Below are 14,291 nucleotides of genomic sequence, written 5' to 3' on the forward strand. Positions count from 1 at the left end.
TCTAATTTTTAAAGGAGCATCTAGTAAAGTATTTAGAGTAATCTAACTCATAAATAGCTTTACTCCCTTCAGTATTACAATACTTTTCATAAGCGTCGGTAAATGCATCTTGATTTTTTCTCAATTCAAGTCCTCCCAAATCTCTAATTAATGTATTAGATTCATAATCCTTAAACTTATCTATTCCTAAAGATACATAACTATCTCTTAACTGCTCTCTAGTAAACTTAGTTCTTCCATCATATTTCAATCTTTCTTCTCCTGTTCTGAATTCCTTAGCAAAACAAAAAGCCTTAGTATTAATTAATCTTGCTGAAGAAGGCGCTTTAGTTAATGATTCTTCACATCATTCTCTGTATTTCTTAATAGGATCTGTTGCTTCTCTTTTTTCAGCAGAAATAATTCAACTACCTCATCTATCTCTTCATGAGCCTCTTGCCAATGTCTCAATATCTTTTTGATTAATATCAATTTTTCTCTCTCCTTGATACATTTCATTAACTTCTTTAGTGCTTAAAGGAGAACAACTAGGACAAAGAATATGTCTTATGAATAATGAGTCTGGCAATCTTCTTGTTTCATAACCTCTATTCTTAAAGATATCGGATTTAGTATTAATGTAATTTAATATCCTTAATTCTTCAACAGCTACAGGAATTAAATTACCAACCTCTAAATATTGATGTTGTATATATCTATCAACAAAAGGAAAATGTAAACCTCATAATGCTGCTTGTTCATATTGCCATACTTTATTAAAGTTTCAAGCTATACTAAAGTGATATCAATGTTCTTTATGTTTCTTCCATACAGTAAATCCTGTTGCTTTATCATTTAATTTCCTTACATCAGAAGTAAAGAACTCTATCTCTCCTTCTTTAGCTCACTTAGTAAATTCTTCCTTTAAATTCTTAATACTATCACTATTTCATACATCCGAAAATACATAATTCTTTCTTATTTCTGCTTCTTCATTACTATAACCAATAGTATCAAAGGAAGGTTCTTTTCCCTTGAAACTAGTGCTACTTTCTTTAAATCCTTTAGGAATTGGAGAGTCTTTGGTAGTAGAGAAATCTATTGATCAAAATGCTTCGCTCTTATTATCTTTATCCTTTAAATAAATAGCTCCACTACTAAATATATCTGCAATATCTACTATTAATTTAGCTGAATCTGTCTTTACTTGTTTTTCTTTAATAACAGTAGAAACACCAATAATATTTAAGAATTCATAATTACTTTTTCTTAGAAAAAGGGCTACTTTGTATTGCTCTTCCTCATCCATTAATTTATGATCCAGCCCTTCTCTTATTAATTGTCCTTTAACTGTCTTTATCTGATCTATACAGTACTTCGCTACTCTATCTAACTCTTCGTAATTATTACTCTTTAATTCATTGGAGCAATAGTTCCTTAGTTCCTTAGTTCCTTAAATGAAACAAAAAAACCTCTATTCTCTTCATAAATAGCTTTTCAAGTACTCTCATTATCGCTAACTAATTTGTATCCTTGTCACTGTAAATATTGAGCTATATTTTTAGGCTTTAATAATTCATAACTAGAATAAGAAACACCTGCTACTCCTAATAAAGTAGCGCTAAGAAAAGCAAAGGGCCTCACATCGTTATTTTATTACCCACCTACTAACCCAATAATCATGTCTGACTAAAATCTCCTTACCTTTTGCCTCTTTACATACTTTTTTTGCTACATCAGTATCAATAAAGTCCTTAAATTCTTTATAAAAATCCCTATGTCTAAATCTATATTCTTTTTGTAAATCTATTCAAATTGGATCTTCTGCTTTGTAATATACAATATTGCTATCGTTGTATTCTTTATGTACAAAATACATATTGCATGTATTTTCTTTTTCAAAATCAGATATTTCTTGTACTAATGGATTATTCTTCTTAATTTCTTCAACTCTTTTTCACGACTCTTTTAATTCTCCTATATCAGCACACCTAGCTCTAAATTTAGAATATCCCTCTGGATAGAAGCTTTCATCCCCTAGAGATCTCTTAGCTTCTCTTTCACAATATTCTCAATAAGCATTAGTAAATTTAATTACATCTTTCTTTAAATCAAGTCCATTACCATTTGAAGAAATATCTGCCAGTAATGTATTCCCCACATTATTAGCTAATTTACTAATCTGTAATTCTTCATACCTTACACTTAATTGATCTTTATCTAATCTCTTGAATCCTTCATGTGCTAATTTTTCAGATGCTGTTTTGTAAGGTTTAGGTATACAAAAAGTCTTTACGTTAGTAATTAAATTAGGATTAGGTTTCCTACTTAAATTACTTTCACATCATTCTTTGTACTTAGCTACACTATCAACTATCTCTAAGAACTCTTTATTACTTGATCGTAATACAAGTGCTAACTTGTATTCCTGTTCTGTCTTAATTAACTTATTACTAATACCTTCTCTAATTAATTGACCCTTTACTGTTCTTACTTCATCAACACAATACTTAATAACTCTATCTAATTCACTTAATTCAAACTTACCTAATGCTTTACTACAATAACTCTTTAACTCTTGTACTTCTTTAAATTCTCCACCATATTCTTCATATACAGCATCCCATACTAAATCATCTTTAATAAGACTATATCCCTTTCACTCTAAATACTGTCCTATATTCTTAGGTCTTAATACTTCATAACTTGCATATGCTCCAGCTGTTATTCCAAATAATAAAGAGATTCCTATTAATGATCCTCCCATTATTAACTAAATTTTATTATTTACTAATAAAAGTCTCAATCACTTAATTAATAATGACACCTTTAGTTAAAGCTGGAGTAATAGGAGGTATTTTAACTTCTTTAGCTGGAGCAGGCTATGCAAGTACTTACTTATTCCCTTCTCCAACAAAAAAAGTAAGTGATCTTATTACTAGACAAGACCTTTACATGTTACTAAAGACTGGAAATAATGAAGATACTACGCATTGAACAAAAGCTTGAGAAGCTTACAAAAAGGACAATAATGGAAACGAAAATGATATTTTTGGGTTGGAGGGTTGGAAGTCAGATGGTTCTGTAGATGTAACTGCTAAATTAAAGGAAAAATGTGGTATTTTAAAGGGCTCTCTTGTTTATGACACTGATGATAGCCAATACAAAAACATAACTAAATATTGTGGTAGAGCAATAACAGTTGAAGACGAAGCTAAAAAAGATTCCACATTAACAATTATTAATACAGAAACTAGTGGAACTGCTGGTGATTGAGATAATAAACATACAAATAGGAGTAATCTAAAAGCGTACATTGAAAAATTAGGAATGACATTTTCCGGAATAAACGCAAACCAAATTAAAGAAGGTTGCAAAGTTGCCAAAACTAAAGATAAAGTAACAAACAAAGATCAATACAGTGGAATTTATGAAGCATACAAAAAAGTATGTACTAAGTAAATAATGTCATTACCAATTAAAGCTGGAATAGGTGTTCTTACAGCAGGTTCTATTGCTGGTGCAAGTTATGCAGGTGTTTCTTATTTTTCAAAAGAAGATAAACAAGAAATAAATAATACACAGCAAGGAACAGCAATAAATACATTAATAAAGGAAGAATACAAATTTAAACTATTAGACACTACTGAAGGAGCCGGCAATAAAGACGAATCTCATTGAACTACAAATTGAGAAACTTACAAAACCGATAATACTAGAGCAAACACAAACGTTTTAAATTTAAAGGGATGAGATAAATCCAATCCAGGAGATTCCGCAGAAGCACTTAAAGCAAAATGTAAAGAATTAGCAACTGAAAAAGTTTCCGATAAGTCTAAAGATCTTTATCAAAATGTAACTAAATATTGTGCTAGAGGAGTTACTGTTGAGGAAGAAGCAACAAAAAAAGGTAGAATCATCCTAAAAGTTGAAGCTTCAAGTAAAGATGAAAGTATTTGGCAATCAAGACATTCGAAAGCAACAGATCTAAAAAATAGTCTAGATTTGTTAGGAATAACTGAAAGTGACTTAACTGCAGAAAAAATCAGAACCGGATGTGGAACTGCTAAGGCAAAAAACAAAAAAGAAGAGTCCAGCAAATATCAAGAAATCTACGATGCTTATGTCAAAGTATGCACTAAACAAGACGACGATCCTTCCAGTTAATACATGGCTTCACCTGCAAAAATTGGAGCATTTGCTTTAGTTGGTTCTTGTGCTACTGCTGGGTGTGCTGGAGGAATTTATTTAACTAGTGGAACACCAATTAAAGATTTAATTAATGAAGAATACGAATACATATTATTAGACACAACTGCGGGTTCTGGTAATAAAGATGAAACTAAATGAGGGGAAGTATGAAATAGTTACAAAACAAACAGTAATGATATATTTAAATTAACGGGTTGAGATGCAAGCAAAACAGATTTGAATTTGAAAGAAGAACTTAAGAAAAGATGTAATGAATTATCAGGTTCAAAAGTTTCAAATAAAGAAAGCGACCTGTACAAACATGTAACAAAGTATTGTAGTAGAGGAGTTACTTTTGAAGAACAAGCAAAAAAAGATAGACTAAATGTATTAGATACTAGCGGCGCAACTCATGCAACTATATGAAGCAATAGACATAGAGACAAAACATCAATAAATGCTCACTTAACAAAATTAGGAATAACAAGTAATAATTCAGACGGTAGCAATATCAAAACTGGTTGTAATACTGCTAAAGCCAAAAATAAACAAGTTGAAGATTATTCAAATGTCTATGCATCTTTCAAGGAAGTATGCATTAAGAAAGCAGGAGATCCAAATTAACAATGTCTTTACCAGTTAAATTAGGAGTAGGAGCTCTTACTTTAGGTTCTGCTGTTGGAGCAGGATATGCAGGTATTTCTTATTTCTCAAAAGAAGATAAGAAAGAAGAATTAAATAATACGTTACAGCAAGGTACAGCAATAAGTAAATTAATAAGCGATAGATTTGATTACGTATTACTAAATACCACCGAAGGAGACAACAATCCAGATAAGAAACATTGAGATACTATTTGAACTAATTACCAAAGAGATAACGGTACTGGTACAGATGTTTTTGAATTAGATGGGTGATCTAATAGAGGGAGTAATAATTTAACTGAAGCACTTAAGACTAAATGTAAATCTTTATCAACAAGTACTGAAGAATCACTTTATGACAATGTAACTAAATACTGTTCTAGGGGAGTAACCTTTGAAGAACAAGCAAAAAAGGATGAATCAACAATTCTAGAAACTGTCAAGGCAACTCATGCCAAAATTTGAGCTCAAAGACATGAAGCTAAAGGCTCAACAGATGCACATCTAAAAAATTTAGAAATAACAAGTAATAATCCAAATGGAGATGATATCAAAACAGGTTGTGGTAAAGCGAAAGAAAAGAACAAACAAATAGATAACTATGAAAATATTTATGCTTCCTACAAACTAATATGCACAAAACAACCAACAGATACAGAAGCTTAGCATATGTTGCCATCATTAAAACTTGGAATAGGAGTAGCTACAATTGGTACTATAGCAGGTGCTGGCTATGCGGGAAGTACATATTTTCTAAATAATGACCAAAACAATATCGATAACAATAAAGACACAGATAAAGAAGAAGATAACCCTATCACAACAACATCAATAAGAACTAAGATAGAGAGTGAATTTCAATACATATTATTGAAGACAGAAGGCCAAACAGACGATTCATATTGACAAGAAAATTGAAAAAATTACAAAACAGAAAATACTAACAATGATACTGGTAAAGATATCTTTAAATTAGAGGGCTGAGTTAAAGGCGGTTCAAAAGATTTAGTAGAGCAACTTAAGAGTAAATGTTTAGAACTTTCAGGTGCAAACCTTTCTGGTGAAAATGATCCTACTTATTCAAACGTAACCAAATATTGTAGTAGAGGAGTAACTGTTAAAGAAGATGCTGAAAAGAAAGGCAAAACAATATTAGTTACTGATCCTAACGGAAGTCACAAAAATATTTGAAATACCAGAAACACAAACAAAGACTCATTGAAAGATAGTTTAGATAAATTAAATATTAAAGGGACTGATTTAAATGCAGACAAAATTAGAGAAGGTTGTGCCACAGCTAAATCACAAAATAAACAAGCACAAGAATACCAAAAAATATATGACGCCTATGTAAAAGTATGTACTAAACAGGACGGAGATACTGAGTAATTATGACATTACCTGTTAAAGCTGGTTTAGGAGTTCTTGCTGCAGGTTCAGTTGCTGGGCTTGGATATGCAGGAAATGCATACTTCATGAATAAAGAAGAAACAACACCAAAGGCAGAAGAATCAAGCGATACTGAACAGCAAGGTACAGCAATAAGTGAATTAATAACTAAAGAATACAAATACATATTATTAAACACTTCAGCAAATGATGACAATACAGATAATGAACATTGAAAAGCAAATTGAGAGAAATACAAAAGTGCAAATTCCCAAAAAGAAACAGGAAAAGATACCTTTAAATTAACTAGTTGAACTAAAGGAAAACAAGAAGACTTAACTGCGGAATTAAAGGCCAAATGTAGTTCTTTATCAGGCTCTCTTGTTAATGGTCGTGATAATGATGACTATCGTAATGTAGCAAATTATTGTGGAAGAAGTGTTACAGTATATGATGAGGCTAAGAAAAATAATTTAGAGATCATTGATACTGAGAAAAGTGTAATTGATGCAACGTGAAGTAAGAAGAACACTAACAAAGAAAAATTAAGAACACACTTAGAGAAACTTGAAATAACTTATGACAATATAGATGAAACCAAAATTAAAGATGGTTGCAAAAAATCACAAACTAAAGACAAACAATTAACTGATTACCAAGCATATTACACAGCCTACACAAAAGTATGTACCAAACAACCAGAAGACGAACAGACTTAATTTATGACACCTCTACTAAAGATTGGAACAGGTGTACTTACTATTGGTACTATAGCTGGTGCTGGCTATGCAGGAAGTACATACTTCATGAATAAAGAAGAAACAGCACAAAAGCCTCAAGAATCAAAACCAACCATAAGACAATTAATTGAAAAAGATTTTGATTACATACTATTAAATACAGAAGCAACAGGCATTGATGATAGTGCTCACTGAAAAACAAATTGAGAAAATTACAAAAGAGATAACAATGATGTTCTTCAATTAGAGGGTTGAACTACAAAAAGGGCAGATGCAGATTTAACTCCTGCGCTTAAAGCAAGATGTAAAACATTATCAACCAACAATGACGATAATATTCTTTCAAATGTAACAAAATATTGTGGAAGAGCAGTAACTATAGCTGATGAGGCACAAAAAGAAAAACTTACAATAATTTCAACTGGAGATGCCACTGCTGATAGCACTACTTGACAATCCAAAATAAGTAAGAAACAACAATTAAAGACCTATCTAGATAAATTAAGTATTACAGACGACAATTTAAATGCAGCAACACTGAAACAAAAATGTAGTGATCTAAAGGGGAAGAAAAAACAAGAAGATGATTACTCCAATTTCTATGAAGCTTACAAAAATTTATGTACTAAGTTAGAGGGATAAAAGTAGTTAATGACAATAACTACTAAAGTCGGAACAAGTGCTATTATTGCAAGTTCACTTGCTGGACTTGGAGCTATAGGAGGTAGACAATTAAGGCAGGAGGAGTTAAGTACTAAACAACAAAAAACAAAAATAATTGATTTAATAACTGAAAGATACGATTACATAATATTAGATGATACTAATGAATCTAACAAGTATTGAGATGAAAATTGAAATGCTTACCAAGGAGATAACACCGGACAAGGGAAAGATATTTTTGACTTAGACGGCTGAACTCCAACAGACACTCCAGGTCTAAGGAAAAAACTTAAAGCTAAGTGTTCATTATTGGCAGATACATTTATTTTGAAAAGTGACAGTCAGACTTATGAAAATTTTGCTAAATATTGTGCAAGAAGTGTAACAATAGCAGATCAAGCTAAAAAAGAAAATTTAAGAATTGTGAATGTTGACAGTGACTGAAACATTTGAACAAGTAGAGATGGAGCAAGAAGAACTCTACGAGCAGAAATAGAGAAGCTAAAGACAAATACACATGGCCTTAGTGGTGCATATGAAATTAGAGGCCGTTGCAAAAATATTATTTCAACAAATAAGAAAAATACTGAATATGAAGATATCTTTAATGCTTACAAAAAGATATGCATTAAACAGCCTAACGAGCGTTAATAATTTATGTCATTGCCCACTAAATTAGGAATTGGTACTCTTGCATTAGGTTCTGCTGTTGGAGCAGGATATACAGGTATTTCTTATTTCTCAAAAGAAGATAAGAAAGAAGAATTAAATAATACGTTACAGCAAGGTACAGCAATAAGTAAGATAATTGAAGAAGATTATGAATATATATTACTAGACACTAAAAAAGGAACAAGCAATAATGACAAAGCATATTGAAATACTAATTGAAATAATTACAAAACTGATAGCTTAAGGTTAGAGAAAGATATTTTTAGTTTAGATAATTGAACTAAGACAAGCACGCCAGATTTAACGGAAGCACTTAAAGAGAAATGCGAGACTTTATCAAGAACCAAAATTCCTAGTAATAAAGATCCTCTTTATGGAAAAGTAACCAAATATTGTGGAAGAGGTGTAACTTTCGAAGAGCAGGCCAAGAAAGATAGATTAACAATTTTAGATACCGCAGACTCTAATAGTGGTTCAACAGTTTGAGCCGCTAAACACACAAATAGAGCACAGATAAGGGATAGTTTAACTAAATTATCAATAGAAAACGAACCTTCCAGTGCTGACATAATCAGAAAAGGATGTGAAACTGCTAAGTCCAAAAATAAACAAGTACCTGATTATCCAAATGTTTATGCTGCTTACAAGGCTGTTTGCACACAATAGTAAACAATGTCGCTACCTGTTAAAGCTGGAGTAGCTGTCCTTACAATAGGTTCAGTATCAACAGCCGGATATTTCGGAGGTACTTATTTATTTGGAGGAACTCCTATTTATGAACTAATAAGGAAAGAATATGAATACATATTATTGAAAACAGATAACAATGAAGATGACACAAAATGAGATGCCAATTGAGAAAGTTACAAGCAAGCTAATTTAAACCAAGATAAAGATACTTTTGGTTTAAATGGATGAGTAAAGGACGGTTCACAAAAACTGATAGATCAACTTAAAAGGAAATGCAAAGTCCTTGCTACCACAAAAATAAGTAATAGAAAAGATACTCTTTATTCACAAGTAACAAGTAACTGTGCCAGAAGTGTAACAATAGCGGATGAAACTAAAGAATTAAGAATTGTAAATACTAAAGAAGGGGACAATACAGATGAAGGCATATGGACAAACAGAAATAGAGATTCAAGTACTTTGCAAAATGAACTAGGTAAATTGGGTATTCAAATGCAAGGCATAGATGCTTCAAAAATTAAGAAAGGATGTAGGGATATTACAACAAAAAGTAAAAAAGATAATGGATACAAAGAAGCTCTAGAAGCATACAGGCGGGTGTGCATTAAAAAAACTGAAGAAAATTAGTTTCTTATGACATTAACTACTAAAGTTGGGGGTGGTGCACTTATTGCAAGTTCACTTGCAGGACTTGGTGTCGCAGGAGGTAGACAATTAAGGCAGGAAGATCCAAGTACTACACAACAAAAAACAAAAATAAGTACTTTAATAGCAGACAGATACGATTACATACTATTAAATGCTACCTCATCTAACGAAGATATTAAAGATTGAGAAACAAATTGAAACACTTACCAAAGAGATAACGCCGGACAAGGGAAAGATATTTTTGACTTAGACGGCTGAACTCCGACAGAAACAAAAGATCTAAAAGACAAACTTAAGAAGAAGTGTTCATTATTAGCAAACACATCTATTTCAAAAAATGATAATAAGACCTATGAAAATGTTACTAAGTATTGTGCAAGGAGCGTAACAATAGCGGACCAAGCAAAAAAAGAAAAATTAAGAATTCTAAGTGTTGAAAATAATAGTGGAGATGACTTTACTATTTTTGGAAGAAGAGCTGATGCAAACGGTGCTTTAAATGAAGAATTGAAGGCACTAAAAGTAAATGGAAACCATTTTAGAGCAGCGTACAAAATTAGAGATGCTTGCAAGACTATTGTTGCAACAAACAAAAAGAATGATGAATATGAAGATATCTTTAAGGCTTACAAAAAGGTATGTGCTAGACAACCTAGAGAATAATAAATAATGACACTGCCTACAAAGATTGGGCTTGGAGCTTTAACTGTTGGTACTATATCAGGAATAAGCTATGCTGGAAGTACATACTTCGTGAATAATGAATCAAAAGAAAAAAAGGATGAACAACAAGGAACAACAATAAAGGCTTTAATAGATAAAGAATACAAACATATATTACTAAGTACAGTTGCTGGAGATAGTAATACAGATAAAGAACATTGAAAAACTGCATGAGCTACTTATCAAAGTCAAAATAGTACAAATGAGGATATCTTTAAGTTAGATGGCTGAGCAACAAGAAATAATAATGATTTCACTGAAAAACTTAAAGCAAAATGTGGAGAATTAATAGACACAACTGTTCCAGATCATAATGACACTAATTATCAAAATGTAACCAAATACTGTGCAAGGAATGTAACAATAAAGGATCAAGCAGGAAAAGAACAACTTAAGGTAATAGATACAAAAGGCAATGACAGTTTATGAACTGAAAAAGTTCAAAATAAAGCAAACCTAACCACACACTTTAATAATCTTGAAATAAGAGCTTCTTCAGGAAGCGAAATTACAGCTAGCGATATCAAAGGGGGCTGTGAAAAAGCTGTAACTAGAAATACATCACAAGATAACTACGATAATGCTTACAATTCATACAAAGAAGTTTGTGCAAATAAAGGATAATGTCTCCAATAGCTAAAGTAGGAATAGGTGTAACTTCCCTAGGAACTTTAGCAACTACTGGATACTTTGGTATTTCTTATTTACAGCAAGATACAGCAATAAACAAATTAATAAAGGAAAAATTTGAATACGTGCTTTTAAATACATCACAAGATTCAGGAAATAGCGATAATAAACATTGAAATACTAAATGGACAAAATACAATAATGACAATGCTACTGCAACAACCGGAAAAGACTTCTTGCAGTTAAATGGATGGACTGCAAATAATCAAATAGATTTAACTTCAGAATTAAAGAAAAAATGTGAAGCTTTAGCAAAATCAAATGAACCTGTAGCTTCTCTTTATGAAAAAATAACTAAATACTGTGCAAGAGGAGTAACTTTCGAAGAACAAGCAAGGAAAGATAAATTATCAATCTTAATTACAGATGCCCAAGGAAAAGATGCATCAATTTGAACATCAAGATTTACAAACAAAAATACACTAACAGACCAACTAAGCAAATTAACAATAACTGACACAAGTACTGCCGACAAAATTAGAGAAGGTTGCGAGACTGCAAAATCCAAAAATAAACAAGTACCTGATTATTCGGCAGTTTACGAAGCATACAAAAAAGTATGTACTAAACAAGCTGGAGAATAATCAATTATGCCATCTCTAGCAAAAATAGGTGTGGTAGTCCTATCTATTGGTTCTTGTACAGCTGCTGGCTGTATAGGAAGTATTTATTTAAGTGGAACACCAATTAAAGATTTAATTAATGAAGAATATGAATACATACTATTAGATACTACAGGAGATAAAGACAGTACAAGTTGAGATGCCAACTGAACAAGTTACAAAAAAGACAATACAGATAAGGATTCCAATAAAGATACTTTTAAATTAGAGGGCTGAACAAAAGGTAGTCAAGCAAATTTAGTAAACAAACTTAAATCTAAGTGTCAGCAACTAGCTGCTTCAAAAGTTTCCAATAAACAAGATAGTCTTTACTCTAAAGTAACTAGTTATTGTGCAAGAAGAGTTACAGTTGCGGATGAGATTGAAAAATTGAAACTAAGTACAAAGATTTTAGATACTTCAGAAAGAAATGGCCAAAACGAAGGAATTTGAGACAATAGAGTGTCAGGAAAAGCAACTTTACAAAGTGAATTGAAAACATTAAATATTGACTTTAATAGCGCAAATAAATCCACAATGAAAACAAAATGTAATGAAGCAAAAACAAAAAAGAAAGGTGAAAAAGGTTATCAAGATACACTTAATGCTTACAAAAGAGTGTGCATTAAGCAATCTGACGAATAGTAGATAATGACATTAACTACTAAAGTTGGAAGTGGTGCACTAATTGCAAGTTCACTTGCCGGACTTGGTGCCGCAGGAGGTAGACAATTAAGACAGGAAGAGCCAAGTACTACACAACAAAAAACAAAAATAATTAATTTAATAACAAATAGATACGATTACATAATATTAGATGATACTGATGCATCTAATCAGTATTGAGGTGAAAATTGAAATGCTTACAGAACAGCTGGAGATAATATCTTTCAATTAACCGGTTGAAAGGCAGGTGACTCAAGCTTAGATTTAACTACAGAACTTAAATCCAAGTGTGCAACATTAGCAAACAAATCTATTTTGGAAAATGACAACACTTCTTATGATAATTTTGCTAAGTATTGTACAAGGGGAGTAACAATAAAGGAAAAAGTAGCTAAATTAGGGCTGAGAATTGTAAGTGTTACAGCTAGCGGTAATGATCCGGATTGAAGTATTTGGGACAAAAGATCTAGAGGAGCTTTAAATAAAGAGTTAAAGGCTCTAAAAGTAAACACAAATTTTCTTGGTAACGCATACAAAATTAGAGATGCTTGTAGAGATATTATTACAACAAACAAAAAGGAGGATGGATATGAAGATATCCTTAAAGCTTATGAGAGAGTATGTGCTAAACAAAAAGGGGAGCCATAATCATTAATGACATTACCTGTAAAGGTTGGGGGAGGCGCCTTAACCTTTGCTACTATATCAGGTTTAAGTGGTGTAGGGAGTGCATATATGAGTGACAAGAAAGTAGTAAATAATACACAGCAAGGAACAGCAATAAGCAAGATAATTGAAGATAAATTTGATTACATACTACTAAGTACAAAAGATGATGAAGATAGTTCCTATTGAAATGCCAATTGAGGTAGCTACAAAAGAGATAACAAAGACAAAGATCCAAAAGAAGATGCATTTAAATTAAAGGGTTGAATTGAAGGAGATAAAGAATCTTTAAATTTAGTTGATCAACTTAAGAAAAAATGTTCTGAGCTATCAGATTCAATTGTTTACGATGGTGGAAAAGCACTTTATGATAATTTAACTAAATATTGTGCAAGAAGTATAACTATAAAGGATCAAGCAGAGAAAGAAAAATTAAAACTTTTAAGTGTTGAGGGTACTACTGGAGGGGGAGATTGAGATGCTTGAACAAGAAAGTCTGGCACAAGAAATAGTTTATTGGTAGATCTAGAAACTTTGGGAGTAGTACAAAAAGACAATGCATACAAAATTATAGAACGTTGCAAAGCTGTTATTACGATTGATAAAAAAGATCCTAATTATTCAAATATCTTTAAAGCTTATGAAAAAGTGTGCACTAGATAATGACATTAACTACTAAATTAGGTGCAAGTTTGCTTGCTACAAGCTCAATAGCAGGGCTTGGATATGCAGGAAGTAAATATTTTGAAAAAGATACAAAAAAAGTAAATACTGTACAACAAGTTACAACAATAAATGATTTAATAACTGAAAGATATGATTACATACTATTAAATACTTCAGATGATGGTGGCGATCAAGATAAATGAAGTGAAAAATGAGAAAGTTACAAAAGAGCTAAAGATAATGTCTTTAACTTAAATGGTTGAGACGCAAACAATGCAAGATTAGATTTAACTAACCCGCTTAAAAAGAAATGCGAAGATCTTGCAAAAGAGGACAGCGCTAAAGTTTCCTATGAAAATGTTACTAAGTATTGTGCAAGAGGAGTAACACTCGAAGAACAAGCCAAAAAAGATACATCAGAAGTTTTGAACACTAGCAATTCAGACCATGCAAGTGTGTGAACAAAAAGGCATGGCGAAAAAGGACAAATAGACGCTGAACTAAAAAAATTAGGAATGACAGGAGATCTTGCAAATGGGGACGCAATTAAAAGCGGTTGCAATAATGCCAAGTCTTGAAATAAACAAGTAAATGATTATCCAAATGTTTACAAAGCATACAAAAGGGTATGCACTAGACAAACAAACGACCCTAAATAAATA

The 14,291-nt window shown here is 31.7% G+C and carries 20 protein-coding genes; 17 read left to right on the plus strand and 3 right to left on the minus strand.

Going from position 1 to position 14,291, the window contains the following annotated elements:
- Position 1: 1 nt before the first annotated feature.
- From A6V39_RS01510 to A6V39_RS01520, 3 genes are all read right to left on the minus strand, one after another.
- Positions 2-1,288: a hypothetical protein gene (locus A6V39_RS01510; RefSeq protein ID WP_187149914.1), complete on the minus strand. Its 1,287-nt coding sequence runs from the start codon at positions 1,286-1,288 to the stop codon at positions 2-4.
- 128 nt (positions 1,289-1,416) lie between these two features.
- The gene (locus A6V39_RS01515) at positions 1,417-1,623 is read right to left on the minus strand and encodes a hypothetical protein (RefSeq protein ID WP_187149915.1); all 207 of its coding nucleotides are present in this window, start codon (positions 1,621-1,623) and stop codon (positions 1,417-1,419) included.
- Between the two features lie 4 nt (positions 1,624-1,627).
- Entirely contained in the window at positions 1,628-2,746 is a 1,119-nt protein-coding gene (locus A6V39_RS01520; protein ID WP_187149916.1) for a hypothetical protein, read from the minus strand.
- A gap of 53 nt (positions 2,747-2,799) precedes the next feature.
- Here A6V39_RS01520 and A6V39_RS01525 point away from each other — a divergent pair, with 53 nt between their 5' ends.
- Genes A6V39_RS01525 through A6V39_RS01605 form a run of 17 tightly spaced genes read left to right on the plus strand, consistent with a single transcriptional unit; the run spans position 2,800 to position 14,288 of the window.
- Positions 2,800-3,441: a hypothetical protein gene (locus tag A6V39_RS01525; protein ID WP_187149917.1), complete on the plus strand. Its 642-nt coding sequence runs from the start codon at positions 2,800-2,802 to the stop codon at positions 3,439-3,441.
- 3 nt (positions 3,442-3,444) lie between these two features.
- Positions 3,445-4,146, plus strand: a complete 702-nt coding sequence (locus tag A6V39_RS01530) for a hypothetical protein (protein WP_187149918.1) — start codon at positions 3,445-3,447, stop codon at positions 4,144-4,146.
- Positions 4,147-4,149: 3 nt separating this feature from the next.
- A complete protein-coding gene (locus A6V39_RS01535; RefSeq protein ID WP_187149919.1) occupies positions 4,150-4,794 on the plus strand; it encodes a hypothetical protein in 645 nt (214 codons plus the stop codon).
- A 2-nt stretch (positions 4,795-4,796) separates the two neighbouring features.
- Entirely contained in the window at positions 4,797-5,480 is a 684-nt protein-coding gene (locus A6V39_RS01540) for a hypothetical protein (RefSeq protein WP_187149920.1), read from the plus strand.
- Positions 5,481-5,483: 3 nt separating this feature from the next.
- Entirely contained in the window at positions 5,484-6,203 is a 720-nt protein-coding gene (locus A6V39_RS01545) for a hypothetical protein (protein WP_187149921.1), read from the plus strand.
- Positions 6,204-6,205: 2 nt separating this feature from the next.
- Positions 6,206-6,922, plus strand: coding sequence for a hypothetical protein (locus A6V39_RS01550; protein WP_187149922.1), 717 nt, complete (start codon positions 6,206-6,208; stop codon positions 6,920-6,922).
- 3 nt (positions 6,923-6,925) lie between these two features.
- Positions 6,926-7,585, plus strand: coding sequence for a hypothetical protein (locus A6V39_RS01555; protein WP_187149923.1), 660 nt, complete (start codon positions 6,926-6,928; stop codon positions 7,583-7,585).
- A 9-nt stretch (positions 7,586-7,594) separates the two neighbouring features.
- Complete coding sequence (locus A6V39_RS01560; RefSeq protein WP_187149924.1) at positions 7,595-8,257, plus strand: hypothetical protein; 663 nt, start codon at positions 7,595-7,597, stop codon at positions 8,255-8,257.
- A gap of 6 nt (positions 8,258-8,263) precedes the next feature.
- Entirely contained in the window at positions 8,264-8,944 is a 681-nt protein-coding gene (locus A6V39_RS01565; RefSeq protein WP_187149925.1) for a hypothetical protein, read from the plus strand.
- Between the two features lie 6 nt (positions 8,945-8,950).
- The gene (locus A6V39_RS01570) at positions 8,951-9,595 is read left to right on the plus strand and encodes a hypothetical protein (RefSeq protein WP_187149926.1); all 645 of its coding nucleotides are present in this window, start codon (positions 8,951-8,953) and stop codon (positions 9,593-9,595) included.
- A 6-nt stretch (positions 9,596-9,601) separates the two neighbouring features.
- A complete protein-coding gene (locus A6V39_RS01575) occupies positions 9,602-10,279 on the plus strand; it encodes a hypothetical protein (protein ID WP_187149927.1) in 678 nt (225 codons plus the stop codon).
- Between the two features lie 6 nt (positions 10,280-10,285).
- The gene (locus A6V39_RS01580; RefSeq protein WP_187149928.1) at positions 10,286-10,963 is read left to right on the plus strand and encodes a hypothetical protein; all 678 of its coding nucleotides are present in this window, start codon (positions 10,286-10,288) and stop codon (positions 10,961-10,963) included.
- Positions 10,963-11,613 (plus strand): hypothetical protein, encoded by a 651-nt coding sequence (locus tag A6V39_RS01585; RefSeq protein WP_187149929.1) that lies wholly within the window; start codon positions 10,963-10,965, stop codon positions 11,611-11,613. The genes A6V39_RS01580 and A6V39_RS01585 overlap by 1 nt, the downstream gene beginning before the upstream one ends.
- 6 nt (positions 11,614-11,619) lie before the next feature.
- Entirely contained in the window at positions 11,620-12,276 is a 657-nt protein-coding gene (locus tag A6V39_RS01590) for a hypothetical protein (RefSeq protein WP_187149930.1), read from the plus strand.
- A gap of 6 nt (positions 12,277-12,282) precedes the next feature.
- Positions 12,283-12,945 (plus strand): hypothetical protein, encoded by a 663-nt coding sequence (locus A6V39_RS01595; protein ID WP_187149931.1) that lies wholly within the window; start codon positions 12,283-12,285, stop codon positions 12,943-12,945.
- 6 nt (positions 12,946-12,951) lie between these two features.
- Positions 12,952-13,626, plus strand: a complete 675-nt coding sequence (locus A6V39_RS01600) for a hypothetical protein (RefSeq protein WP_187149932.1) — start codon at positions 12,952-12,954, stop codon at positions 13,624-13,626.
- Positions 13,626-14,288, plus strand: a complete 663-nt coding sequence (locus tag A6V39_RS01605) for a hypothetical protein (protein WP_187149933.1) — start codon at positions 13,626-13,628, stop codon at positions 14,286-14,288. The genes A6V39_RS01600 and A6V39_RS01605 overlap by 1 nt, the downstream gene beginning before the upstream one ends.
- Positions 14,289-14,291 lie beyond the last annotated feature (3 nt).

It is taken from the genome of Candidatus Mycoplasma haematobovis (assembly GCF_001645765.1).
In the GTDB taxonomy this organism is placed as follows: Bacteria; Bacillota_I; Bacilli_A; order Mycoplasmatales; family Mycoplasmoidaceae; genus Eperythrozoon_B; species Eperythrozoon_B haematobovis.